This is a genomic window from Streptacidiphilus sp. PB12-B1b, from assembly GCF_014084125.1.
GTDB lineage: Bacteria > Actinomycetota > Actinomycetes > Streptomycetales > Streptomycetaceae > Streptacidiphilus.
Map to the genome: position 1 here is coordinate 2,182,919 of NZ_CP048405.1, position 22,509 is coordinate 2,205,427.

The 22,509-nt window shown below is 73.7% G+C and carries 25 protein-coding genes; 9 read left to right on the top strand and 16 right to left on the bottom strand.

Features of this window, described 5'->3' with window-relative positions; all coding sequences use genetic code 11:
- Position 1 precedes the first annotated feature (1 nt).
- The 6 genes from cysD to GXW83_RS35315 form a co-directional block, all read right to left on the bottom strand.
- Positions 2-943, bottom strand: coding sequence for a sulfate adenylyltransferase subunit CysD (cysD, locus tag GXW83_RS09850; RefSeq protein ID WP_225446870.1), 942 nt, complete (start codon positions 941-943; stop codon positions 2-4).
- A 31-nt stretch (positions 944-974) separates the two neighbouring features.
- Entirely contained in the window at positions 975-1,556 is a 582-nt protein-coding gene (gene cysC / locus GXW83_RS09855) for an adenylyl-sulfate kinase (protein WP_182442697.1), read from the bottom strand.
- 97 nt (positions 1,557-1,653) lie between these two features.
- Positions 1,654-2,376 (bottom strand): phosphoadenylyl-sulfate reductase, encoded by a 723-nt coding sequence (locus tag GXW83_RS09860; protein ID WP_182442698.1) that lies wholly within the window; start codon positions 2,374-2,376, stop codon positions 1,654-1,656.
- Positions 2,360-2,548 (bottom strand): hypothetical protein, encoded by a 189-nt coding sequence (locus tag GXW83_RS09865; protein WP_182442699.1) that lies wholly within the window; start codon positions 2,546-2,548, stop codon positions 2,360-2,362. The genes GXW83_RS09860 and GXW83_RS09865 overlap by 17 nt, the downstream gene beginning before the upstream one ends.
- A complete protein-coding gene (locus GXW83_RS09870) occupies positions 2,545-4,254 on the bottom strand; it encodes a nitrite/sulfite reductase (RefSeq protein ID WP_182442700.1) in 1,710 nt (569 codons plus the stop codon). The genes GXW83_RS09865 and GXW83_RS09870 overlap by 4 nt, the downstream gene beginning before the upstream one ends.
- A 162-nt stretch (positions 4,255-4,416) precedes the next feature.
- On the bottom strand, positions 4,417-4,500 hold the full coding sequence (locus GXW83_RS35315) for a putative leader peptide (RefSeq protein ID WP_370466871.1): 84 nt from the start codon (positions 4,498-4,500) through the stop codon (positions 4,417-4,419).
- Positions 4,501-4,844: 344 nt separating this feature from the next.
- On the opposite strand from GXW83_RS35315, the gene GXW83_RS09875 reads away from it, so the two are divergent.
- Both GXW83_RS09875 and GXW83_RS09880 read left to right on the top strand, forming a co-directional pair.
- A complete protein-coding gene (locus GXW83_RS09875) occupies positions 4,845-5,789 on the top strand; it encodes an LD-carboxypeptidase (protein WP_225446871.1) in 945 nt (314 codons plus the stop codon).
- 181 nt (positions 5,790-5,970) lie between these two features.
- A complete protein-coding gene (locus GXW83_RS09880; RefSeq protein ID WP_182442701.1) occupies positions 5,971-7,668 on the top strand; it encodes an AbgT family transporter in 1,698 nt (565 codons plus the stop codon).
- A gap of 73 nt (positions 7,669-7,741) precedes the next feature.
- On the opposite strand, the gene GXW83_RS33910 is transcribed toward GXW83_RS09880, so the two are convergent.
- Complete coding sequence (locus GXW83_RS33910; RefSeq protein ID WP_225446872.1) at positions 7,742-7,999, bottom strand: hypothetical protein; 258 nt, start codon at positions 7,997-7,999, stop codon at positions 7,742-7,744.
- 7 nt (positions 8,000-8,006) lie between these two features.
- On the opposite strand from GXW83_RS33910, the gene GXW83_RS33915 reads away from it, so the two are divergent.
- The 4 genes from GXW83_RS33915 (at position 8,007) to GXW83_RS09900 (ending at position 12,210) form a co-directional block, all read left to right on the top strand.
- Entirely contained in the window at positions 8,007-8,372 is a 366-nt protein-coding gene (locus GXW83_RS33915) for a hypothetical protein (RefSeq protein WP_225446873.1), read from the top strand.
- 179 nt (positions 8,373-8,551) lie between these two features.
- A complete protein-coding gene (locus tag GXW83_RS09890) occupies positions 8,552-9,913 on the top strand; it encodes a YihY/virulence factor BrkB family protein (RefSeq protein ID WP_225446874.1) in 1,362 nt (453 codons plus the stop codon).
- A 322-nt stretch (positions 9,914-10,235) separates the two neighbouring features.
- Complete coding sequence (gene rsgA / locus GXW83_RS09895) at positions 10,236-11,342, top strand: ribosome small subunit-dependent GTPase A (protein WP_182442702.1); 1,107 nt, start codon at positions 10,236-10,238, stop codon at positions 11,340-11,342.
- A 160-nt stretch (positions 11,343-11,502) separates the two neighbouring features.
- The gene (locus tag GXW83_RS09900; RefSeq protein ID WP_182442703.1) at positions 11,503-12,210 is read left to right on the top strand and encodes a DUF4230 domain-containing protein; all 708 of its coding nucleotides are present in this window, start codon (positions 11,503-11,505) and stop codon (positions 12,208-12,210) included.
- Positions 12,211-12,254: 44 nt separating this feature from the next.
- On the opposite strand, the gene GXW83_RS09905 is transcribed toward GXW83_RS09900, so the two are convergent.
- Positions 12,255-12,794, bottom strand: coding sequence for a rhodanese-like domain-containing protein (locus GXW83_RS09905; RefSeq protein WP_182442704.1), 540 nt, complete (start codon positions 12,792-12,794; stop codon positions 12,255-12,257).
- 193 nt (positions 12,795-12,987) lie between these two features.
- On the opposite strand from GXW83_RS09905, the gene GXW83_RS09910 reads away from it, so the two are divergent.
- Positions 12,988-14,487 carry an AlkA N-terminal domain-containing protein gene (locus tag GXW83_RS09910; protein ID WP_370466872.1) on the top strand — a complete coding sequence of 500 codons (1,500 nt, stop codon included), beginning with the start codon at positions 12,988-12,990 and terminating at the stop codon, positions 14,485-14,487.
- Positions 14,488-14,489: 2 nt separating this feature from the next.
- Positions 14,490-15,101 (top strand): methylated-DNA--[protein]-cysteine S-methyltransferase, encoded by a 612-nt coding sequence (locus GXW83_RS09915; protein ID WP_182442706.1) that lies wholly within the window; start codon positions 14,490-14,492, stop codon positions 15,099-15,101.
- A 60-nt stretch (positions 15,102-15,161) separates the two neighbouring features.
- On the opposite strand, the gene GXW83_RS09920 is transcribed toward GXW83_RS09915, so the two are convergent.
- Both GXW83_RS09920 and GXW83_RS09925 read right to left on the bottom strand, forming a co-directional pair.
- Positions 15,162-15,671 (bottom strand): MarR family winged helix-turn-helix transcriptional regulator, encoded by a 510-nt coding sequence (locus GXW83_RS09920; RefSeq protein WP_182442707.1) that lies wholly within the window; start codon positions 15,669-15,671, stop codon positions 15,162-15,164.
- 29 nt (positions 15,672-15,700) lie between these two features.
- Positions 15,701-16,690 (bottom strand): helix-turn-helix transcriptional regulator, encoded by a 990-nt coding sequence (locus GXW83_RS09925; RefSeq protein WP_182442708.1) that lies wholly within the window; start codon positions 16,688-16,690, stop codon positions 15,701-15,703.
- Between the two features lie 258 nt (positions 16,691-16,948).
- On the opposite strand from GXW83_RS09925, the gene GXW83_RS09930 reads away from it, so the two are divergent.
- The gene (locus tag GXW83_RS09930; RefSeq protein ID WP_182442709.1) at positions 16,949-18,619 is read left to right on the top strand and encodes a hypothetical protein; all 1,671 of its coding nucleotides are present in this window, start codon (positions 16,949-16,951) and stop codon (positions 18,617-18,619) included.
- Between the two features lie 39 nt (positions 18,620-18,658).
- Here GXW83_RS09930 and GXW83_RS09935 read toward each other — a convergent pair whose 3' ends face one another.
- The 6 genes from GXW83_RS09935 to GXW83_RS09960 all read right to left on the bottom strand — a co-directional run bounded on the left by GXW83_RS09935 (position 18,659) and on the right by GXW83_RS09960 (position 22,503).
- The gene (locus tag GXW83_RS09935) at positions 18,659-19,714 is read right to left on the bottom strand and encodes a DUF4328 domain-containing protein (protein WP_182442710.1); all 1,056 of its coding nucleotides are present in this window, start codon (positions 19,712-19,714) and stop codon (positions 18,659-18,661) included.
- 225 nt (positions 19,715-19,939) lie between these two features.
- Positions 19,940-20,542, bottom strand: a complete 603-nt coding sequence (locus GXW83_RS09940) for a TetR/AcrR family transcriptional regulator (protein WP_182442711.1) — start codon at positions 20,540-20,542, stop codon at positions 19,940-19,942.
- Positions 20,543-20,862: 320 nt separating this feature from the next.
- Positions 20,863-21,087: a hypothetical protein gene (locus tag GXW83_RS09945; RefSeq protein WP_182442712.1), complete on the bottom strand. Its 225-nt coding sequence runs from the start codon at positions 21,085-21,087 to the stop codon at positions 20,863-20,865.
- 465 nt (positions 21,088-21,552) lie between these two features.
- On the bottom strand, positions 21,553-21,939 hold the full coding sequence (locus GXW83_RS09950) for a hypothetical protein (RefSeq protein WP_182442713.1): 387 nt from the start codon (positions 21,937-21,939) through the stop codon (positions 21,553-21,555).
- Complete coding sequence (locus GXW83_RS09955) at positions 21,936-22,109, bottom strand: hypothetical protein (protein ID WP_182442714.1); 174 nt, start codon at positions 22,107-22,109, stop codon at positions 21,936-21,938. The genes GXW83_RS09950 and GXW83_RS09955 overlap by 4 nt, the downstream gene beginning before the upstream one ends.
- A gap of 178 nt (positions 22,110-22,287) precedes the next feature.
- Entirely contained in the window at positions 22,288-22,503 is a 216-nt protein-coding gene (locus GXW83_RS09960; protein ID WP_182442715.1) for a hypothetical protein, read from the bottom strand.
- Between the last annotated feature and the right edge of the window lie 6 nt (positions 22,504-22,509).

The window sequence follows — 22,509 nt, forward strand, 5'->3', positions numbered from 1 at the left end:
GTTAGAAGTACCCCTCGCGCTTGCGGTCTTCCATGGCGGCCTCGGAGACCTTGTCGTCGGCCCGGGTGGCGCCGCGCTCGGTGAGCCGGCTGGCGGCGATCTCGGCGACCACGTCGGCGACGGTGGCCGCGGCGGAGTCGACCGCGCCGGTGCAGGACATGTCGCCGACCGTTCGGTAGCGGACCAGGCGGCGTTCGACGGTCTCGCCCTCCTTGGGCCCGCCCCAGTCGCCCGCGGTCAGCCACATGCCGTCGCGGGCGAACACCTCGCGCTCGTGGGCGTAGTAGATCCCCGGCAGTTCCACGGACTCGCGCTCGATGTACTGCCAGACGTCCAGCTCGGTCCAGTTGGACAGCGGGAACACCCGGACGTGCTCGCCGGGGGCGTGCCGGCCGTTGTAGAGCGACCACAGCTCGGGACGCTGGCGGCGCGGATCCCACGCGCCGAACTCGTCGCGCAGCGAGAACACCCGCTCCTTGGCGCGGGCCTTCTCCTCGTCCCGGCGTCCGCCGCCGAAGACCGCGTCGAAGCGGTGGGACTCGATGCCGTCCAGCAGCGGCACGGTCTGCAGCGGGTTGCGCAGGCCGTCGGGGCGCTCGCGCAGCCGGCCGCTGTCGATGAACTCCTGCACCGAGGCCACGTGCAGCCGCAGGCCGTGCCGGGCGGCGACGCGGTCGCGGTACTCCAGCACCTCGGGGAAGTTGTGCCCGGTGTCGACGTGCAGCAGCGCGAAGGGCACCGGCGCGGGCCAGAACGCCTTCAGTGCCAGGTGCAGCATGACGATGGAGTCCTTGCCGCCCGAGAACAGGATGACCGGGCGCTCGAACTCGCCCGCGACCTCGCGGAAGATGTGGACGGCCTCGGCCTCCAGCGCGTCCAGGTGCGAGAGCGCGTAGGGGTTGCCGTACCCGCTGGGGGACAGGGACTCGGCAGCGGTGGTCACAGGGTCTCCTCGGTGTCGGCGCCGGCGCGGTTCACGCCAGCCCCCTCTCGGTGAGCAGGGCGTACAGGGCGGCGGCGGAGTCGGCCACCGGCTGGGTGTGGGCCTCGATGCGCAGGTCCGGCGAGACGGGAGCCTCGTAGGGGTCGTCCACGCCGGTCAGTCCGGAGATCTCGCCGGCCGCCTGCTTGGCGTACAGGCCCTTGACGTCGCGCTCCGAGCAGACCTCGACCGGGGTGGCCACGTGCACCTCCAGGTAGGCGGTGCCCTGGCCGGCGTGGCGGGCGGCGACCGCGGCGCGGGAGGCCGCGTACGGGGCGATCACCGGGGCGAGGACCTTGACGCCGTTGGAGGCCAGCAGTTCGGCGACGAAGCCGATGCGCTGGATGTTGGTGTCGCGGTCCTCGGGGGTGAAGCCGAGGCCGGCGGAGAGGAAGGTGCGCACCTCGTCGCCGTCCAGCAGCTCCACCCGGTGGCCCTCGGCCCGCAGCCGCTCGGCCAGGGCCAGGGCCAGGGTGGTCTTCCCGGCGCTGGGCAGGCCGGTCAGCCACACGGTGGCGCCGCGCTCCTGCACGGCGGCCGCCGTGGCGGTCGGCGCGTCGACGGTCGTGGTCATCTGGTCTGCTCCATCGGGTGGGGGCCGCCGGTGCGGCGGCCGGGGGAGTGCCGGGATGGGAGTGCTCCGTGAACCGTTCCACACGGACGGAACCGGTCTACAGGTGGATGCCGCACTCGTTCTTGCCGGCCCCGGCCCAGCGGCCGGAGCGGGCGTCCTGACCTTCGAGGACCCGCCGGGTACAGGATTCGGGGGCGCAGCCGATCGACGCGTAGCCGTCCGAGAGCAGGGTGTTCAGCAGGACGCCGTGCTCGGCCACGTACGCGTCCACGTCCGCCTGGGTCCAGCGGGCGATGGGCGCGATCTTGACCTTCTGCCGCTTGGGGTCGAACGAGACCACGGGCGTGCCGGCCCGGCTGGGCGACTCGTCCCGGCGCAGCCCGGTCGCCCAGGCGTCGTACCCGGCCAGGCCCCGGTTGAGCGGCTCGACCTTGCGCAGCGCGCAGCACAGGTCCGGGTCGCGGTCGTGCAGCCGCGGCCCGTACTGGGCGTCCTGCTCGGCCACGCTCTGACGCGGCGTCAGGGTGATGACGTTGACCGGGTATACGGCGGCGACCGCGTCCCGGGTGCCGATGGTCTCGGCGAAGTGGTAGCCGGTGTCCAGGAACAGCACGTCCACCCCGGGCAGGGCGGTGGACGCCAGGTGGGCGACGACGGCGTCCTCCATGGAGGAGGTGACCGCCAGCCGCCGGCCGAAGGTCCCGGCGGCCCAGCGCATCACCTCCTGCGCGGACGCCTGCTCCAACGTGCGCCCCGCCTCGGCGGCGAGGGCTTCGAGCTCCTCCGCCGAGTAGCGGGGTATGTCAGTCCGTGCGGTCATCTGATGGTCCCCCGGACGCGGATCGGTGGGCGGAGAGCAGACCCAGGAACTTCACCGAGAAGGCCCGGCGGCAGCTGGAGCACTCCCAACTCCCGTGCCCGCCCTCCTCGCTGGGGCGCAGGTCCTCGTCCCCGCAGTACGGGCAGTAGAACGGGGCGGCGCGCTCGCTCATGCCAGGGCCTCCTCGTCCGCGCGCAGCGCCCACTCGGCGAAGCGCTCGCCCTCGGTGCGCTCGGCGTCGAAGCGGCGCAGCACCCGCTCGACGTAGTCGGGCAGCTCCTCCGCGGTCACCTTGAGGCCGCGGATCTTGCGGCCGAAGCCCGCGGTGAAGCCCAGGCTGCCGCCCAGGTGCACCTGGAAGCCCTCGACCTGCTCGCCCTCGGCGTTCATCACCAGCTGGCCCTTGAGGCCGAAGTCGCCGGTCTGGATCCGGGCGCAGGCATTGGGGCAGCCGTTGACATTGATGCTGATCGGTTGGTCGAAGTCGGGCAGCCGCTGCTCCAGCTCGGAGATCAGCGCCTGGGCGCGGGCCTTGGTCTCGACGATGGCCAGCTTGCAGTACTCGATGCCGGTGCAGGCGATGGTGCCGCGCCGGAAGGAGGAGGGCGTGACCCGGAGGTCCAGCGCCTCCAGCCCGGCCACCAGCGACTCGACCCGGTCGGCCTCGACGTCGAGCACGATCATCTTCTGCTCGACGGTGGTGCGCAGCCGGTCGGAGCCGTGGGCGGCGGCGACGTCGGCGATCTTCGTCAGCTGCGAGCCGTCCACCCGGCCGACCTTGGGCGCGAAGCCGACGTAGAAGCGGCCGTCCCGCTGCGGGTGGACACCGACGTGGTCGCGCCAGCGGGTGCTGGGCTCGGCCGGGGCCGGGCCGTCGACCAGCCGGTACTTGAGGTACTCGTCCTCCAGGACCTGGCGGAACTTCTCCGGGCCCCAGTCCGCCATCAGGAACTTGAGCCGGGCGCGGGTGCGCAGCCGGCGGTAGCCGTAGTCGCGGAAGATGCCGACGACGCCGGCCCACACGTCCGGGACCTCGTCCAGCGGCACCCAGGCGCCCAGGCGCTCGGCCAGCCGGGGGTTGGTGGACAGCCCGCCGCCGACCCACAGGTCGAAGCCGGGGCCGTGCTCGGGGTGGACCACGCCGACGAAGGCGATGTCGTTGATCTCGTGGACGACGTCCTGCACCGGGGAGCCGGAGACCGCGGTCTTGAACTTGCGCGGCAGGTTGGAGAACTCCTGGTTGCCGATGTAGCGGCGGTGGATCTCGTCCACGGCCGGGGTGCCGTCGATGATCTCGTCCTCGGCGATGCCCGCGACCGGGGAGCCGATGATCACCCGGGGGCAGTCGCCGCACGCCTCGGTGGTGGACAGGCCGACCGCCTCCAGCTTCTGCCAGATCGCCGGGACGTCCTCGATCCGGATCCAGTGCAGCTGGATGTTCTGCCGGTCGGTGATGTCGGCGCTGCCCCGGGCGTAGGTCTCGGAGACCTCGCCGATGGCGCGCAGCTGCGCGGTGGTCAGCCGGCCGCCGTCGATCCGGATCCGCAGCATGAAGTGCTCGTCGTCCAGCTCGTGCGGCTCCAGGATCGCGGTCCGGCCGCCGTCGATGCCCGCCTTGCGCTGGGTGTACAGCCCCCACCAGCGCATCCGGCCGCGCAGGTCGGCCGGGTCGATGGAGTCGAAGCCCCGGTGGGCGTAGATCGTCTCAATGCGTGTCCGCACATTGAGACCGTCGTCGTCCTTCTTGAACTGCTCGTTGGCGTTGAGCGGGGTGAAGTGGCCCATGCCCCACTGGCCCTCACCGCGGTGCCGGCCGGCCTTGCGGGCGGCCGCCGGGCGGCGCGCGGAGGCGTCGTCATGGGTGGGGGTGGGGGCCATGGGTGCAGTCCTTCGGCAAGAGGCGGAAGCCTGGTGGTCGGTGTCGGTGTCCGGTCCGCAGGGCGGCGTCGACCTGCACTCATGAGTGTGCGGCGCGAGCGGGGGAGACCTGGGCTGACCGGGCCGTGGGCGCGGCAGCGGAAGGGGAGGTGCTGGGGCTTCTCAGGTCGCCGGACAGATGGCGCTGGACATGCGGCCGAGATCGACGTGAAGTCGACCGACCAAGGCAGTTCCGGCACTAGACATGGCAGAAGCGTCGCACGTAGAGCTTTCTGGCGTCCACAGGTGTCCACGATCTGAACATATACGTCTTGCTCATCGAGATCGGTACCGGACAGAGCCGGGCGGGCGGAGGTCGGCCATTCGGGAAAGCCCCTGGTGGACGCGGTTCTGGTGGCGGGGCGGACGATTGCCGCGCGGCTCCGGGCGGACCGGACGGGCGCGCTGCCGGTACACGAAATCCCAGCATGCGGACAGCCTGACCGCCGTCCGGCCGCCGCCGCGCGCGGGTCCGGCGCCCGCCGCAGACCCGGCCCGGGCTCCGGCGGTACGGTGGCTGAGCCGTTCCGACCACCGGGGGAGTCGCCGTCGTGCCTGCCGCCTACGCCGTTCCCGCGCTGCGGCGCCCGCCCCGGCTGGTGCCCGGCGACCGGGTCGCCGTCGTCGCGCCCAGCGGCGTCATCGTCCCCGCGCGGCTGGAGCGCGGCGTCGCCCTGCTGGAGTCCTGGGGGCTGCGGGTCGAGGTGATGCCGCACGTCCTGGCCGGGCACCCGCGGCTGCCCTATCTGGCCGCCGACGACGCCCGGCGCGCCGAGGACCTGCAACGGGCCTGGCTGGACCCGGGCGTCGCCGCCGTGGTCTGCGCGCGCGGCGGCTACGGCACGCAGCGGATGGTGGAGCTGCTCGACTGGGACGCCCTGCGCGCCGCCCCGGACAAGGTCCTGCTCGGCTACAGCGACGCCACCGTGCTGCACGAGGCGTTCGCGCTGCGGCTGGGGCTGGCCACCCTCTACGGCCCGATGGCGGCCACCGAGGTGTTCGGGACGGACCCGGCCACCGCCGAGCACCTGCGGCTGACGCTGTTCCGGCCCGAGGAGGCGCAGACCCTGACCTCGGCCGCCGCCCACACGCTGGTCCCCGGCCGGGCGTGCGGGGTCACCGCCGGCGGCTGCCTCACCCTGCTCGCCACCGAGCGCGGCACGCCGCACGCCCGCCCCGGCTTCGCCGGAGCGATCCTGGTGCTGGAGGACGTCGGCGAGGCCCTCTACGCCCTGGACCGGCTGCTGACCCAGCTGCACCGCACCGGCGCGCTGGCCGGGGTCGCCGGGGTGGCCCTCGGCTCCTGGCAGGACTGCCGACCGTCCGGCATGGTCCGGGAGCTGATGCTGGAGCGGCTGGCGCCGCTGGGCGTCCCGGTCGTCGGCGAGCTGGGCTTCGGCCACGGGCCGAGCAGCCTCACCGTCCCGCTCGGCGTCCCGGCCGTGCTGGACGCCGACGCCGGGACGCTGCGGCTGGAGCTGCCCGCACTGCGGTGACCGGACTGCGGTGACCGGAGCGCGCTGACCGCACTGCGCTGATCGCACTGCGCTGATCGGACCGCACCGGTTGCGGTGACACGAAATGTCCAATATGGGGCAAACGACGGCCGTGGTGCCAGGGTGGTATGACGACCGCTCAGCTCTCCCCGGGCGGCCACCTGCGTCTCGGGAGTCTCCAATGGGCGAGCCAGCCGCCGCCGACCAGCACGCCGCCGACGGCCCCGGCCGCCGGTCCCTCGCCCAGCGCATGCTCGACGCCGTCGAGAAGGCCGGCAACCGGGCGCCGCACCCGGCCGTCCTCTTCCTGTGGCTGATCCTGCTGGTGGTGGCGCTGTCGGTGGTGCTCTCCTGGACCGGCCTGCACGCGACCTACGAGTCCGCCGCGCCCGGCCCGGTGGTCGGCCGACCGGACTACCCCGGGGTGACGACCCAGCCGTCGCTGGTCTTCCCGCCTGCGGCGCTGCACGGCCCGCCGGTGCACATCGTGCTGCAGACCGTGCACGTGAGGAACCTGCTCGGGGCCGACGGCATCCGCTTCCTCTTCACCTCCGCCGTCGACAACGTGAACAACTTCGGCGTGGTCGGGGTGATCCTGGTGGCCATGGTCGGCATCGGCCTGGCCGACGAGGCCGGGCTGATCGCGGCCCTGGTCAGGCGGCTGGTCGCGGTCGCCCCGCGCGCGGCGCTCACCTTCACCGTCGTGCTGCTGGGCGCACTGTCCAGCGCCGTCTCCGACATCGGCTTCCTGGTGCTGGTCCCGCTGGGCGCGGTCGCCTTCCAGAGCGCCGGCCGGCACCCGCTGGCCGGGCTGGCGGCGGCCTTCGCCGGGGTCGGCGCCGGCTTCGGGCTGAACGCCGTCACCACCCCCGCCGACGGCATCGTCACCGAGATCACCAACGAGGCGATCCACCTGGTCGACCCCGGCCGCTCGATCGGACTCACCGCCGACCTGTACTTCAGCATCGCCGCCACGCTGCTCCTGGCCGTGGTGGTCACCGTCGTCAGCGAGCGGCTGGTCGAACCGGGCCTGGGCAGCTGGACCGGCGCCACCGGCGTCGAGCACGCCCAGGCCGAGCACGCCCAGGCGTCCGGCGGCGGCCCGCAGGCCGAGGCGCAGGGGCTGCGGCTGGCCTTCTACGGCGCGGCGGCGGTGGTCGTCGTGGTGGCCTTCCTGACCTTCCTGCCGGGCGCGCCGCTGCGCAACCCGGACACCGGCCGCTTCTTCGACCAGTCGCCGTTCATGGACGGCCTGATCTTCATCGTCATGCTGCTCTTCCTGGTCGCGGGCCTGTGCTACGGCAGGGGCGCCGGGACGCTCCGGGGCAGCGCGGCGGTGATGGCGGCCGTCACCAGGACCTTCGCCGGGCTGGGCGGGCTGATCTTCCTGCTGCTGGTGCTCGCCCAGCTCATCGCCTGCTTCAGCTACACCAACATCGCCACCATCGCCGCCGTGCACCTCTCCGACGCCCTGGGGCGCGCCGACGTCAGCGCGTTGTGGCTGCTGCTGGCCCTCGTCGCGGTGACCCTGCTGCTGGACGTCGTCATCCCCGGCGCCATCCCCAAGTGGGCCGTCTTCGCGCCGATCTTCGTGCCGCTGTTCCTGCGCCTCGGCGTCGCCCCGCAGACCGTGCTGGCCGCCTACCGGGTCGGCGACGGGCCGGTCGACCTGATCACCCCGCTGATGGTCTACCTGCCGTTCGTGGTGCTGCTCGCGCAGCGGTACAGGAAGGACGCCGGGGTCGGCACGGTGGTCTCGCTGATGCTGCCGTACACCCTGGTCGTCGCCGCCGCCTGGATGGCCCTCTTCACCGTCTGGTACCTGATCGGCATCCCGCTCGGCCCGGGCGCGCCGGTGCACGTCCCCCGGCTGGGCTGACCGGTGCCCCGGCCATCGCGCCGTCGTCGCCCCGCTGCCGCCGCGCCGTCGTCGCCCTGCCGCCGTCGCGCCGTCAGTACCGCTGGGCCTGCGCGACCTTGGGGACCAGCGTCGTCGAGCCGGGCTCGCGGCTGAAGGCGACCGGGGTGGCGGTCTTGCCCGGGGCCAGGTTCTCGGTGCCGACGATCGCGGTGTCCACGGTCTTGCCGGAGGTGTCGTCGAAGTCGATCTTCACGGCGTACGAGGCGTGGGAGCCGGTGCGGTTGGTGATGGTCACGATCACCGCGTGCAGTCCGCCGGAGGTGCTCAGCGGCACCCCGGTGAGCTGCACGTCCGCCGTGGCGTTGCCGCTTCCGCTGACCGACGACAGCGCTGCCGCCGCCGAGGCGCTGGCCTGCGCCCCCGCCGCCGAGACCGACGCCTCGAACGAGGAGGCGGCCGCTGCCGCCGAGGACACCCGGGCCGAGGCCGAGGCGATCGCCGACGCCGCCTGCGAGGCCAGCGCGGACGGCGGCGCGCCGGAGAACCGGGCCGTCGCCGAGGACAGCGCCGAGGCGATGGAGGACGCCGCCGCCGACGCGCCGCTCGAACCGCTGCTCGAACTCCCGCACGCCGACAGCGCCGCCAGCCCGCCGGTGGCCAGCACCAGTGCCGCCGCGACCGCCGCCCGCGCCCGCCCGCCCGGCGCCGTGGCCCGTGCCTGAATCCTTCTCACCAGGTCCGCCCTCGCGTCCACGTCCACGGCCTCCGCTCCCCGGGGCCTCCTGCCACAACCGTGCGCAGCGGCGGCGGTCCCCGCGAGCCGGACTGGTCCGTCCGGTGCACGCGGGCGGGCGGCGGGCACTGCGCCGACCGGGGCCCCGGGTTGGATACGCTCAAGGGTGTGCAGCCAGCTGGTGAGACCCAACGGACGTCCGGACACCGGGCCAGGCGTTCCCGTCGCGCGGGCAGGCGCGGAACCGGCCCGTCGTACCGCCACATCGTCTGGCAGCTGGTCAAGGACACCACCAACACGTGCATGGAGTACCGGGTCACCGGGCTCGCCGCCGAGGTCGCCTTCTTCACGCTGATGTCGGTGCCGCCGCTGCTGCTCTGCGTCGCCGGAACCCTCGGCTACCTCAGCTCCAGCACCATCCAGGTCGTCGAGACGGACATCCTCAACGCGTCCAGCGTGGTGCTCTCGCAGTCCTCCATCGACCAGGTCGTGAAGCCGCTGCTGCACAGCGTCTTCAGCACCGGCCGCCCGGACCTGATCTCCATCGGCTTCATGCTCGCCCTGTGGTCCGGCTCGCGCGCGCTGTACGTCTTCGTGGAGACGGTCACCATCATGTACGGGCTGGAGGGCCAGCGCGGCATCATCCACACCCGGGTGCTGTCGCTGGGCCTGTACATCGTGGCGCTCGTCGTCGCCACCATCGTGCTGCCGCTGCTGGTCGCCGGGCCCGGCCTGGTCGAGGACGCGCTCCCGGCCGCGACCGGGTTGATCCACGCGCTGTACTGGCCCGCCGCCACGGTGCTGTCCATCGTCTTCCTCACCACGCTCTACCACGTGTCGGTCCCGGTGCGGACTCCGTGGAAGGAGGACCTGCCGGGCGCGCTGGCGGCGCTGTTGGTGCTCGCCGTCGGCAGTGCGGTGCTGCGGCTCTACCTGGTGCACTCGGTCGAGGGGCCGACCGTGTACGGCTCGCTGGCCGCGCCGGTCGCGGTGCTGTTGTGGATCGGGGTGACCGCGCTGGCCGTGCTGATCGGCGCGGCCATGAACGCCTCGGTGGACCGGATGTGGCCCAGCCGCGCCACCGAGCAGGCCCGCGCCGAGAACGAGCGGGCCCGCGAGGAGGCGGCGGCCGAGCTGGTCCGCCGCGCCGAGGCCCGCCGCACCGCCGCCCGCAACCGGGCCGCCAACCCGCCGCCGTCCGGCGAGGAGGCGGAGGGGGAGGCCCCGGCCGAGTACCCGGAGCGCTGGGCGGACTTCCTGCCGCCGGCGGAGCTGCGGCGGCGGATCCAGGCCGGGGGCGGCGGGGCCCGGCGCCGCCGGCCCTACCCGCCGCCGGAGGAGACCAAGGAGCAGCGGGCGCGCTACCGGCGCCGGCACGAGCACGGCGGCCCCGACCACGGGCACCCTTTCGGCGGCCACGACCCCTTCGGCGGCCCCGACGACGGCCAGGGCGGGCCCGGGCAGGGCGGTCACGGCCAAGGCGGTCACGGCCCGGGCGGTCACGGGCAGGGGCCGGGCGGCGCCCGCTAGCCGCTGCCCTCGGGCCGGGCGCGCGGGCCGGTTTCCGCCCGGAGAAAACCGGTGGTGCCCGGCCGGGGGAGGCCGTTAGGGTCGCGGGTGTCCGGGAGGGGCGTCGACCCTGCCCGGCCGTTGTCGTCGGCTGTCGTCGGCTTGTCGGGATACCGGAGGTGAGGACCGTGATGTCTGTTACTGCGACGGGCGCTGCCCGCATCCAGAAGTGCGTCCTCCCCACCCCCGTGGCCTCCGGCTGACACCGTGTGACCTTGCGCGCCTGTGCGCGCCGCCGGGGCCGCCCGTTGAAGGGTCTCCCTTGCTCAACGCTTTCTCCGACGTGTCCGACTCCTCTCCCGCGCACCCGCTGTACCCCTACGGCTGGGACGAGGACTGGGCAGCCGCCTTCACCTCGTACGCCGCACGCCCCGCGTTCGCCGACCGGGCCCTGGTGCCCGGGCGGGTGGTGCGGGTCGACCGCGGCCAGTGCGACGTCGTCACCCCGACCGGCCCGGTCCGGGCCGACACCGCGCTGGTGACGCCGCGCGATCCGATGCGGGTCGTGTGCACCGGCGACTGGGTCGCCGTCGACGCGGACGGCGATCCGCTGTTCGTCCGGGCGTACCTGCCGCGGCGCGTGGCGCTGGTCCGCTCCACCTCCTCCCGGCGCTCCGAGGCACAGGTGCTGGCCTGCAACATCGACCACATCGTCATCTGCGTCTCGCTGGCCGTCGAACCCGATCCCGGCCGGATCGAGCGCTTCCTCGCCCTGGCCTGGGACAGCGGCGCGCAGCCGCTGATCGTGCTCACCAAGGCCGACCTCGCCGCCGACGCCGACCACATCCGGGAGGACACCCAGCGCCTCGCCCCGGGCGTGGACGTCCTGGTGGTCAGCGCCACCGGCGGGCGCGGCATGAAGGTCCTGGCCGGCTGCCTGCCCGGGACCAGCGTCCTGGTGGGCCAGTCCGGCGTGGGCAAGTCCACCCTCGCCAACGCCCTGATCGGCAGCGACGCCATGGAGGTGCAGCTGACCCGGGGCGACGGCAAGGGACGCCACACCACCACCACACGGGAGTTGGCGCTGCTGCCGGGCGGCGGCGTCCTCATCGACACCCCGGGGCTGCGCGGCGCCGCCATGTACGAGTCCGGCGAGGGCATCCAGCAGGCGTTCGCCGAGATCGAGGAACTCGCCGAGGGCTGCCGCTTCGTGGACTGCGGCCATGCCTCCGAGCCCGGCTGCGCCGTCCTGGAGGCCCTGGAGGAAGGCTTTCTGACGCAGCGTCGGTTCGACAGCTACCACAAGCTGCTGCGCGAGAACGCGTGGATCGCGGCCCGCACCGACGCCCGGATGCGGGCCGAGCAGCTCAAGACCTGGAAGGCCAGGAGCAGTTCCGGGCGGGCGCTGGCCCGGGCCAGGGCCAGGAGCGTCCACCTGTACGACAGCTGACACCCCGGCCGGTCGTCCCGGCCACTACTGGGAGCCCCGGCACGGGGTAGGAGTCCCTCGACCGCACACCGGTGTGCGGCCGGGGGACTCTGCGCGTCCCGACGCACCTCCGACGCGTTCCGACGTACTCCGACGTATTCCGACTCCGAGGGAGACCACCATGAGGTCCCAGCGTGGTACCGCGAACGGGACCAGGGAGACCGCCGCCGCTCCCGAACCGGCCGTCAGACAGCGGCCGCCGGCCCGGCGGGTGCCGTGGTACATCAGCATCCCGGTCACCTTCGCGGTGATCGTCGCTCTGTTCCTGGCCGCCGGCAAGTTCGACTGGCTGCCCGGCCTGCCCAATCCGTTCGCCACCTCGACCGTGGACCGCAGCCAGCCCGCGGTGCTGCAGTCCATCGAGAACATGAGCAACTACAACGCCGCGACCGGCAACTTCCAGATCGTGATCAATCTGCAGCAGGAGGCGGCCTACCTGCCCTCGGCGCTGCTCGGCAGCGACACGCTCTACGTCGCTGGCGGCACCGTCGAGTCGTACGTCAACCTGGGCAAGGCCACGGTGAAGGTCTCCGCCGACCGGCGCACCGCCACCATCGTCCTGCCGCCCGCCCAGCTCGGGCAGACCGCGCTCAACCCCAAGGAGACCTACGTCTTCGCGCAGAACCGGGGGCTGTTCAACCGCATCGGCGACTTCTTCTCCGGAAACCCGGACGACCAGCAGAAGTTGAGCATCCTGGCGGCGTCGAAGATCCAGACGGCGGCCTCGGCCAGCGGCCTGACCCAGCGCGCGCAGCAGAACACCACCGCGATGCTGAGCGGGCTGCTCCGCTCGCTGGGCTTCACCAGCGTCACCGTCTCGTACACGTAACCGCTGCGGTGGGGCGCCGCTGCGGTGGGGCGGGGGAGCGGGGCTCAGCAGGCGCAGGGGATGCCCGAGCGCGGCGCGGTCAGGTCGTCCACCGGCCGCTGCCCGGGCCCCTCGGCGGTCTCGTAGCCGAAGCCCTCGCGGACCCAGTACTCGAATCCGCCGAGCATCTCCTTGACCCGGTAGCCGAGGCCGGCGAAGGCCAGCGCGGCCCGGGTCGCGCCGTTGCAGCCGGGCCCCCAGCAGTAGGCGACCACGGTCAGCGCCGGGTCGATCAGCCCCGGCGCGAGTTCGGCGATGCGCGCGGTGGGCAGGTGCAGCGCGCCGGGCAGGTGCCCCTGCGCCCAGGACGCCTCGCTGCGGGTGTCCACCACGACCAGCCCGGGAACCCCGGCGGCCAGATCGGCGTGCACATCGGAGACGTCGGCCTCGAAGGCCAGCCGGGCGGCGAAATGGGCGGCGGCCTCGGCCGGATCCGCAGCGGCGACGCCGAGCACGGCACTGGCGGCGGCTTGAGCTGCGGGCGCGGTGCCGGTTCCGGCGGCGGCTGCGACTGCGCTGGTCGGGGCAGGGGCGGGTACGGTCATGGCGGTCTCCTCGGGTCCACGCGCCAGGTGTCGGCGCGGATGTCGGCCGGTTCGATCATGGGCCCGGGGTGAGGCCGCCACGAGTGGCACCCGTGCCGATCACCGTGAACATCCTGCCAAGGGCCGCGCCGCCACCGCCGTGTCCGATGACCGCCAGTCCGCCCTCGCCCGGTGGCGCACACTGGACCACGTGATAGACGAGGACACCAGCTACCGGGCCGTGAGCAGCCGCGACGCACGCTTCGACGGCGTGTTCTTCACGGCTGTGCGCACCACCGGCATCTACTGCCGTCCCAGCTGCCCGGCGACCACCCCCAAGCGGCAGAACGTCCGCTTCTACCCCACGGCCGCCGCCGCCCAGGGTGCCGGATACCGCGCCTGCCGCCGCTGCCGCCCCGACGCCGTCCCCGGCTCGCCGGACTGGAACCTCCGCGCCGACCTGGTCGGCCGGGCCATGCGCATGATCGGCGACGGCGTGGTGGACCGCGAGGGCGTCGCCGGGCTCGCCGCCCGGCTCGGCTACAGCGAGCGCCACCTCACCCGGGAGCTCGTCGCCGAGCTGGGCGCGGGCCCGCAGGCGCTCGCCCGCTCCCAGCGCGCCCACACCGCCCGGCTGCTGCTGCAGACCACCGACCTCAGCGCCACCGATGCCGCCTTCGCCGCCGGATTCGCCAGCGTCCGGCAGTTCAACGAGACCATCCGGGCCGTGTACGGGCTCACCCCGACCGAGCTGCGGCACCGGCCCGGACGCCGGGCGGCCGTCCCCGGGACGATCCCGCTGCGGCTGGCCCACCGCGAGCCGCTGGACGCCGTCCGGCTGTTCGACTTCCTCGCGGTGCGCGCCGTCCCCGGCGTGGAGGAGATCAGCGCCGGGCCGGGCGGCGCGCGCACCTACCGCCGCACCCTGGCTCTGCCCGGCGGCCCCGGCATCGCCGAGGTGGACCAGCCGCGCCCCGGCCAGGGCTGGCTGGACTGCCGGCTGCGGCTCACCGCCCTGCGCGACCTCACCGCCGCCGTGCAGCGGCTCCGGGCGCTGTTCGACCTGGACGCCGACCCCGACGCCGTCGACCGGGCCCTCGGCGCCGACCGCTGGCTGGCCCCGCTGGTCGCCGCCCGGCCCGGGCTGCGCTCGCCCGGCCACGTCGACCCGCAGGAGCTGGCCGTCCGGGCCGTCCTCGGGCAGCAGGTCACCGTGGCCGCTGCCCGCACCCTGGCCGGGCGGCTCGCCGAACGCTACGGCGAACCGCTGCCCGCCCCCAGCGGCGGCCTCAGCAGGCTCTTCCCCACCACCGCTGCGCTTGCCGGGGCCGCCGACGAGGACCTCGCCATGCCCGGCGCCCGGCGGCGGGCGCTGCGCGGCCTGTGTGCGGCGCTGGCCTCCGGCGCGGTCGACCTCAGCCCTGGCGTGGACCGCGAACGCGCCGCCGCCGACCTGCTCGCCCTGCCCGGCATCGGCCCCTGGACCGTCTCCTACGTGCGGATGCGCGCCCTCGGCGACCCCGACGCCTACCTGCCGACCGACATCGGCGTCCGCCACGGCCTGCGTGCCGCAGGCGCGCCGGAGGACCTCGACGCCGGCGGCTGGCGCCCCTGGCGCTCCTACGCCGTCCACCACCTCTGGGCCGCCAACGGCCCGGCCCCGGACACGACCCGCCCCACCCCGCTCCTGACCTCTGCCGCAAGGAACAGCTGACGATGAGCCAGACCAGCCGCACCGACCTCACCACGCGTACCGACCCCGCCGACCCCATCGGGAAGGCCGACCCCGCCGACGTCATCGGGACGGCCGTGCCGGGCGGTGCCCGGCCGCCGCTCCGCTACACCACCGCCGGATCGCCGCTCGGCCCGCTGCTGCTCGTCGCCGACGAGGACGGCGCGCTCACCGCGCTGCTCGCCCCCGGCACCAAGGGCCAGGTCAACCGGCCCGACCCCGCCTGGCAGCAGGACCCCGCACCGTTCACCGACGCCGTCGAGCAGCTGGCGGCCTACTTCGACGGCGACCTCAAGGAGTTCGCGCTGCCGCTGGCACCGCGCGGCAGCGAGTTCCGCCGCCGCGTCTGGGAGGCGCTGGAAAGCGTCCCCTACGGCGAGACCGCCACCTACGGCGAGCTCGCCGCCGCAGCCGGGCAGCCGCCCAGCGCGGTACGGGCCGTCGCCGGGGCGATCGGGGCCAACCCGCTGCTCATCGTCCGCCCCTGCCACCGGGTCATCGGCGCCAACGGCTCGCTCACCGGCTTCGCGGCCGGGCTCGACGCCAAGCGCCTGCTGCTGCGCCTCGAATCCGCCGACCGGACGCTCTTCGACTGAGCCAACCGAACCGTCCGAGCCGTCCGTCCGGTCTCTGCGGCGCGCAGCCCCGGGCCTGGCTCAGCCGGTGCCCGGGTCGTTGCCGAGGGCCAGGGCCAACTGCTCCAGGCCGCCGAGGGCATTGATGATCGCAGCGCTGTCCTGCGGCGATATGGCGGCCAGCGCGGTCGCCATCCGCCGCTCGTGGGCCCGCTGCCAGTCCGCCAACTGTCTGTAACCGGCCTCGGTCAGCGCGATCCGCGCCGTCCGGCGGTCGCCCGGATCGGCCTGCCGGTCCACGAAGCCCGACTCCAGCAGCTTGCCGATGAGCCCGCTCACGGTGTTCGGCGCGAGTCGCTGGCGGGCCGCCAACTCGCCCACCCGCAACGGCTCCACGGCAAGCGTCTGCAACAGCTCCACCTGGGCCATCGGCAGGGATTCCCAGGGGTACTCGGTCCGGATGCTGCTGCGCAGGGCGCGGCGCAGCCGCGTCACCACATCGGTGAGGCGCTGGACCTGCGCGGGGTCGACGGCACCGACGACAGCGGTGCCCGGGTCGGGATCGCGGGGAGTGGTGGCTGACTCAGGCATGCGGACACCCTATCCACCTGGTCCGACAATCAGCGCCGGACCACCCAGCCGCGTTCGTAGGCATGCCACCCCAGCTGCATCCGGGTGGTCAGCCCGGTGATGTCCATCAGCCGCCGCACCCGGCGCTGGACCGTTCGCAGGCCCAGATCCAGCTGCTTGGCCACGCTCACGTCCGTCATCCCCACCAGCAGCATCGACAGGATCTGCAGGTCGACGGAGTCGGGTTGCTCGCCGGTGTCCGGCTGCGGCACGCCGGAGAGGGACAGCCGGATCGGCAGCGCGTGCTGCCACACCGACTCGAACAGGCCGACCAGCGCCTCCAGCATCCCGCCCGCCCGCACCACCAGCACGGCCGGCTCCCCCGGCGTGTCCAGCGCCGACAGCGGCAGCATGGCGACCTCCCGATCGGCCATCATCAGCTTCGTCGGAACCCGGTCCACCACCCGGACCTGCTCGCCCCGGTCCAGCGCCTCCGCCAGCGCCAGGCCGCCCTCCGGCGACTCCAGCACCGCCCGCTCCAGCACCACCCGGTACGAGACCCCGCGCGCCACCGCGACCGGCTCGGAGTCGTTGTCCATGCCGGTCACCGCCACCGGCACGCCGGTGACCAGCGCCAGCATCTCGTGCTCCGCGCCGAGCTGCAGCTGGTCGAAGCGGTGCCGGACCGCCTCCACCCCGATCACCACCTCCACCAGGTCGTTCAGCGCGAGCCCCACCGTGCTGCGCCGGTACTCCTGCGTCAGCGTCTCCACCGCCAGTTCCGCCTGCCGCAGCTCGTGCCGACGCTCCGACAGCACCGCGCCCAGCGCCATCGCGGGCGGCGCGGCCCGGTAACGCCCCGGCAGCTCCGGGCAGGGCGCCGCCAGCCCCAACCGCTCCAGCTCGCGCATGGCGGCCGCCACCTGCTCCACCGGATGCCCCAGCTGCGCGGCGACCGTGGCCGGGGAGGTCACACCGTCACCGATCAGCACGCGGTAGACGGACTCGACCTCGTCGTCCAAACCGAAGAAGCCGAGCACGTGATCTCCTTGCTGGGACGTGGTTTCGGCTGCTCAGCGGGGCAGCCGAATCCTGCCATGGCGCGAAAGCACCGCAGGTCATCATGCCTGGTCGGACCGCCCGGTGGTAGTCAACCGACACCGGTGGCGCGCGCGGACCGCGCCACGCGCGCCCCGATTCGACGGTTCGCCCCGGAGAGCGGGCAGACGCGATGGAGAATGATCCCGTCTCCGTTCCGGGACGAGCCGAGTCGATGGAGTCACTGAGGGGGAGAGCCGATGAGCAGCCAGGGCGGTCCGGACGACTCGTGGTGGGACGAGGTCTACGTGGGGCCCCGGGACGACATCCCGGACACCCCCCGCGCCGACACCCGCCGGGGGACGGTCGACGACTGGTTCGACTCGCTCAGCGGCGTCTTCGGCGAACCGGCCGCCGCCCCGGCGGACGGCGGCGAGCCGGTGCGGGGCGAGCCGGTGCGCAGCGAGCCGAGTCGTAATGAGCCGCTGCGCAGCGAGCCAGTGCGTAGCGAGCCGGGTGCGGGCAGCACGGTGGCGGCTGACGGGGCCGAGCCCGGCAGCTCGGGCACGGCGGGCCGCAGCGGCGGCACCGGTGGCCCGCCGACGCTGGTGGAGGACGCCACCCTCCGGCTCCCGCGTCAGTCCACCTCCGCCCGCCCCCCGGCCCCGGCGGAGCCCGCTCCCGCTCCCGCACCCGCACCCGCTCCCGTACGGGAACCGGACCTCGACCTGGACCGGGACCTGGAACCCGATCCGGGTCCGGAGCCGGAGCCCGTCGCCGAGCCGCTGTCGTTCACCAAGCGCGAGCCGGTGCCCGAGCCGGACGTGCCCGCCGCCGTGCCTGGCTTCGGCCCCGTCGAGGAACTGCCGCCGTTGCCGGTGCGTCCGCCCCGGATTCCCGCGCTGAAGCCCGACCCCCGGATCAGCACCTCCGCCCCGGCCCCCGCCCCCGCCCGCGCCACGCCGACGGAGCCGTCGATCGAGGTGCCCGCCGAGACGGCGTCGGAGGCGGCGTCCGAGACGGCGGTCACCGCGCCCCTGCCGCACGTCGGCGAGCGTCCGCCGACGTACGACCCCGAGCCCACCGCGCTGCCCCCGGCCGACCCCGACCACCTGGGCGAACTGGTGCCTGACACGGTTCTGGAAGGCGCGCGCTACGGCACCATGACGCTGCGCGCGGCCTCCGTCCGGGGCGACTCCGCGCGTTATCGCGGGGGCGTCCGAGGGGACCGGCTGCTGGCCGCCCGCTTCGGCGAGGGCAGTGACGCGCTGCTGGTGGTCGTCCTGGCCACGCCGTCCGCCGGGGACGATCCGGCGGCCGCCGACGACGCCTGCCGACAGCTGGCCGCCAGCGTCGGCCGCAGCCGCGCCGAACTGCTGGACGACCTGCGGACGGGCGCCCAGGAGGGCCTGCGCTACGGCCTGCAACGGCTGACCGCCCGCGCCACCGTGCGGCTGCGCGGCCCGGAGCAGGCCGAGGCATCGGACGCCGGCGGCGCGCTGCATGCGCTGATCGCGCCGCTCGACCCGACCAGCAGGCTGCGGGCCGGTTTCGGCGTCGGGCCGGGTGGCCTGCTGCTGCTGGGCGACGCCGCCTGGTACGACGCCTACGCCGGCCGCCGACTGGCCCAGCAGCCGCCGCGTCAGCTGCGGGCTGGTACGGCGGGAGGAGCGGCGTCCGGGGCGGTGCGGTCCGAGGAGGACGGCCGGTTCCGGTTCCGCATGGTCGTGCCGGAGCGCGGCGATGTGCTGCTGCTGTGCAGCGACGGGCTGGTCCAGCCGCTGCGCGAGGAGCCCGCCGTGTCGGACTTCCTCGCCGCCCACTGGTCGCAGCCGCACCCGCCGGGCACGGTCGACTTCCTGCGCCACGTCCAGGTCCGCGCCAAGGGCTACGCGGCGGACCGGACGGCGGTGGCGGTCTGGGAGGACTGAGCACCAGGAGGACTGAGGACCGGGGCGGGCCCGTCCCGGTCAGGAGGCGGGGGAGTCCTCGGCCGGGGTGCTCCCGCCTTCGGGCTCGGCCTTGGCCTCGATCGCGGTCTTGGCGAGCGTGACGGCGGCGGTCGGGGCCTCGGCCGGCGGCTCCACGACGGTGGCGGGCGCCTGTGCGGGCGCGGCGGGCGCCGTCGGCTGGGCAGGCAGCACCGGCTGCGGCTGCGGCAGCGGCTGGGGCAGCGGCTGCGGAGCCGGGTACCCGCCGGGGTACGGCCCGGCCGGGTACGGCTGCTGCTGGTAGGGCGGCTGCGGGTACGGATACGGGTACGGGTAGGGCTGCTGGAAGGCGCCCGGGTACGGCTGGACCGGGGCGGCGTACGGGTGGCCCTCGCCCGGGCCCTGCAGGATCCGCACCTGCTGGAGGGTGGTGATCCTGCGCACCACGAACAGCGCGGACAGCGCCGCCGCCGCGCGCAGCACACAGACGATCAGGCCCAGCACGGCCCCGGCCTCGAGCGAGGAGAGCGACACCGTACCGTCGCCGTTCGGCCCGTTGGCCGCGATCCGGGCGGCGTCCGACTGCGCCGCCTCGGCGATGGCGAACACCCACATCCCGCACCACAGCAGCCACCAGGTGTTCAGCAGCGCCGATCGGGTGCTGGTCCGGCGCGGGTCGGAGCCCAGCGGCAGGCTGGCCTGCCAGACGTCCCCGGCGACGATCCGGGGGATCCAGAACCAGCCGATCGGCACGAACCAGCTGCCGATCGCCCAGCCCCGGCCGTACGAGCGGCGCAGCTGCGGGGCGATCACGTCGATGTTGGAGCGCACCTTGTGGAACCAGATGATGAACACCACGACGGCGGCCAGGAAGACCGGTGCGGTCAGCAGCGTGGCAAATCCCTCGGTGAAGGTCCCGGCGCGCCCGCTGATGCCGTGTGCGTTGAGCGAGGCCAGGACCAGGACGGTCCCCACCAGCCCGACCAGGCTGCCGAACGCCTCCACGGCCAGCAGGATCTGCGCCGCGATGGAGAGCCCGCCGGGAGCCTTCGGCGGCTGCCCCGGACCCACCGGCCCCATCGGCATCGGCGCCATCGGCCCCATCGGCCCGGGCCCGGCGTACACCGGCGGTGCTCCGACGAAACCGCAGGCCGGGCAGCGTCCGTACGGGTCGAGGCATGCGGATGAGCAGGACGGACAAGGCACCGGGGGCTCCAGCAGATCGACCCGCTCCTGTACGGCGGGTGGCGGCTGATGCTATGCGACGGCTCTGACATTCGTCCACGCATTCATCCGGCCCGCAAACGGGCCCCCGGGCCGTTATCCGTGCAGGTTGAGGGCCTCGTCCAGGTACTCACCGATATGGCTGAGAGCCAATTCCCGGTCGGTGCCGGGGAGCCCCACCACGATCGGGGTGCCGAAGCCGTCCAGCAGCGCGCTCAGGCGCACCGCGAACCGCTCCGGGACGATCGGCCGGAACTCGCCGGCGGCGATGCCCTGCCGCAGCAGCGCCACCAGATCGGCCCGCCACACCGCCTCGATCTCGGCCTGGCCGATCCGCATCCGCTCGTCGGCGAGGGAGCGTCCCCACACCTCCAGCCACAGCGTCCAGCGCGGATCGCCGGCCCCGGTGGGCAGGTAGAGGTCGATGTACGCGGCGAGCCGGCGCGCGGCGGACGCGGGCGCGTCCAGTGCGGCCCTCCGGCGCTCCCCGAGCTGGGCCTCGCTCCAGCGCAGGGTCTCCAGCAGCAGCTGATCCTTGCTGCCGAAGTAGTAGAGCAGGTGACCGGCGCTCATCCCGACCTGGCGGCCGAGACCGGCCATGGTCAGCGCGGCGAGTCCGTGCTCGGCGATGGCGGCCATGGCCGCCGCGAGCACCTCCTCGCGTGGCCGCGCCGCGCGGCGGCCGGGCTGGTCGCTCATGGTGTCCGTGTCCGTGTTCCCCGTCGATGGCAGTGAGGCAGCCAGTTAACCAGCAGGCGGGAGCGGTGCGCGCCCAGCCACGAGCCAAGCCGTACCGCGTGCCGGACGCCGTCCACCCGGGGTTCGGGCCTTCGCCAACCTGATCTGTCGTCAATCCCTCAACGTGCGAACAGCGCAGGCGTCCGCCAGAGCAAGTCTCCCGCGTACCAGTGCTGTTGGACGTAGGGGCGCACGACAGGGCAGCGCACCGGACTGGTGCACTGCCCCGCCGCGCCCACTGGCTCATCGGTGCGCGGCTGTCATCAGCCTGCTCCGACAGGTCAGTTGTGGCCGAACCGCTGCTTGTCCTTCTTGCGCGCCGGAGCCTGGGGCGCAGCGTGCATCTTCTCGGAGTGCATCTGCTTGCCCTGCTGGTGCTCGCCCTGCATGTGCATCTGCTCGTCCGAGCCGGGCATCATGGAGTTCGGATCGACTCCGGCGCGGTGCTCGGTGGTGTTCAGGGCGCTCTTCGGCTTGGCGCGGTCGCGGTTCTTGACCTTGCTCATGGTTGTGCCTCCTGCGGTTCATGAATGTGTTGGGCACCGCATGCCCGCATTCGGACATATCCGGCGCTCGCACCACACTTGCAGCACCCCATCGAGACCGCATCTCGAACGGCTACGCACAGTAACGGCACCCTGCGGATCGCCGCCCGCAGGCGCTGACCACCGCCCCTTCCGCCTGCCCCGGGCCGCTCCTTGCGGCGGTCGCCGCGCAAGGACGCGGGAGGGCGGCATGGCGGCGCCTGCCGGCTGTCGGTGATCGTGCCGAGATGTACGGTCGGCCCTCACACACTAACTGACGCAGTGTCATATTCCAGATGCGGCAGGACTGACGTCATCGCTGGACGGCCCACCTCCACCGCCTCAACCCCGATCTCGACGCCTGACCCCCAGCCCCCGCAGATCCCGTACCCGCATCGCGGCACCCCCCGGCGGGATCCGGTGGGTGTGGGCAGCTTGCGCGTCCCCTCACGTCAGCGGGCCACGCGGCTCGTGATGGGTCGTCCCCGTGGTCTCGCCGAACCGGTCCGCGTACGAAACCGACAGGGACAGCCGGAATTCCCGCTCCCCGTCCAGCGGGCCCAGGACTACGGCCAGGTCCAGCGAGTGCACCACAGCGTTCGGGGACTGCCGCACGAAGGCCGTGGCGTCCTCCATGGCCTCCAGCAGTGTCTGACCGGAGCAGACCACGGTGGGCTGTACAACGATCCGATAGTCGCCCGGGTGCCCGTTGGCCTCCAGGCGGTCGAGTGCCCGCTGTGCTTGCTGCAGGTCGCTGCTGACGTCATGGACTATCCCGGTCGGCACGACCTGCCGGGGTGTGGAGCGTACGAGGGCTTGCTTGGGATCGCTCACTGGGCTACCGCCAGTCCGCTCATGATGTACGCAGCGAGCTCGCCCGCGCAGCGGTCGTGACCCTCGTCGACGACGGCGGCCGACGCACGGTCCTCGGGGTATGCGGGGATCGCCCGGCCGGTGACGGGCCGCCCGCAGTAGTGGCAGGTCTGACTGGTGGTCGAGGTCATGACGGGGTCTCCGGGGTGAGGGTGCAGAAGGCGGCGGCGAGCCTCTGGGCGCCAGTGAGGTCGGGGCCTGAAGCGGGGCGCGGCATCCAGCGTGCGCAGGCGGCGGGGATTCCGGACCGGGGAAGGGTGACGAAGGACCCGGTGCTGAGGGCGACCGTGCCGGACAGGTGCTCGGCGATCACGACGCCGCCCCCCGGTGCTCGGGGCAAGCGACGACGGCCCACACCAAATGCTCGCCCGGGCGGACCTCGGTGCGGACGTGGCCCGCACGCAGCAGCTCGCCGCTGGGGCGGCCGCAGACGATGCAGGCTCGGGCGTGGAGTTGGGCGTCGGTGAAGAGTCGTCCCGGTGAGTCGGGCATCGGCAGGGCGGCTTCGATGGTTCTGTCGTGCATGTAGTC

Excerpts from the sequence above, each read along its gene's own strand:
- GXW83_RS09940 (WP_182442711.1), bottom strand. The coding sequence starts at position 20,542 with ATGAGCGACCAGCCCGGCCGCCGCGCGGCGCGGCCACGCGAGGAGGTG.
- GXW83_RS09865 (WP_182442699.1), bottom strand. The coding sequence starts at position 2,548 with ATGAGCGAGCGCGCCGCCCCGTTCTACTGCCCGTACTGCGGGGACGAG.
- GXW83_RS09915 (WP_182442706.1), top strand. The coding sequence starts at position 14,490 with ATGAGCCAGACCAGCCGCACCGACCTCACCACGCGTACCGACCCCGCC.
- GXW83_RS09955 (WP_182442714.1), bottom strand. The coding sequence starts at position 22,109 with ATGACCTCGACCACCAGTCAGACCTGCCACTACTGCGGGCGGCCCGTC.
- GXW83_RS09900 (WP_182442703.1), top strand. The coding sequence starts at position 11,503 with ATGAGGTCCCAGCGTGGTACCGCGAACGGGACCAGGGAGACCGCCGCC.
- GXW83_RS09920 (WP_182442707.1), bottom strand. The coding sequence starts at position 15,671 with ATGCCTGAGTCAGCCACCACTCCCCGCGATCCCGACCCGGGCACCGCT.
- GXW83_RS09930 (WP_182442709.1), top strand. The coding sequence starts at position 16,949 with ATGAGCAGCCAGGGCGGTCCGGACGACTCGTGGTGGGACGAGGTCTAC.
- GXW83_RS09960 (WP_182442715.1), bottom strand. The coding sequence starts at position 22,503 with ATGCACGACAGAACCATCGAAGCCGCCCTGCCGATGCCCGACTCACCG.
- GXW83_RS09860 (WP_182442698.1), bottom strand. The coding sequence starts at position 2,376 with ATGACCGCACGGACTGACATACCCCGCTACTCGGCGGAGGAGCTCGAA.
- GXW83_RS09870 (WP_182442700.1), bottom strand. The coding sequence starts at position 4,254 with ATGGCCCCCACCCCCACCCATGACGACGCCTCCGCGCGCCGCCCGGCG.
- GXW83_RS35315 (WP_370466871.1), bottom strand. The coding sequence starts at position 4,500 with ATGTCTAGTGCCGGAACTGCCTTGGTCGGTCGACTTCACGTCGATCTC.
- GXW83_RS09935 (WP_182442710.1), bottom strand. The coding sequence starts at position 19,714 with ATGGCGCCGATGCCGATGGGGCCGGTGGGTCCGGGGCAGCCGCCGAAG.
- GXW83_RS09945 (WP_182442712.1), bottom strand. The coding sequence starts at position 21,087 with ATGAGCAAGGTCAAGAACCGCGACCGCGCCAAGCCGAAGAGCGCCCTG.
- GXW83_RS09905 (WP_182442704.1), bottom strand. The coding sequence starts at position 12,794 with ATGACCGTACCCGCCCCTGCCCCGACCAGCGCAGTCGCAGCCGCCGCC.
- cysC (WP_182442697.1), bottom strand. The coding sequence starts at position 1,556 with ATGACCACGACCGTCGACGCGCCGACCGCCACGGCGGCCGCCGTGCAG.
- GXW83_RS09880 (WP_182442701.1), top strand. The coding sequence starts at position 5,971 with ATGGGCGAGCCAGCCGCCGCCGACCAGCACGCCGCCGACGGCCCCGGC.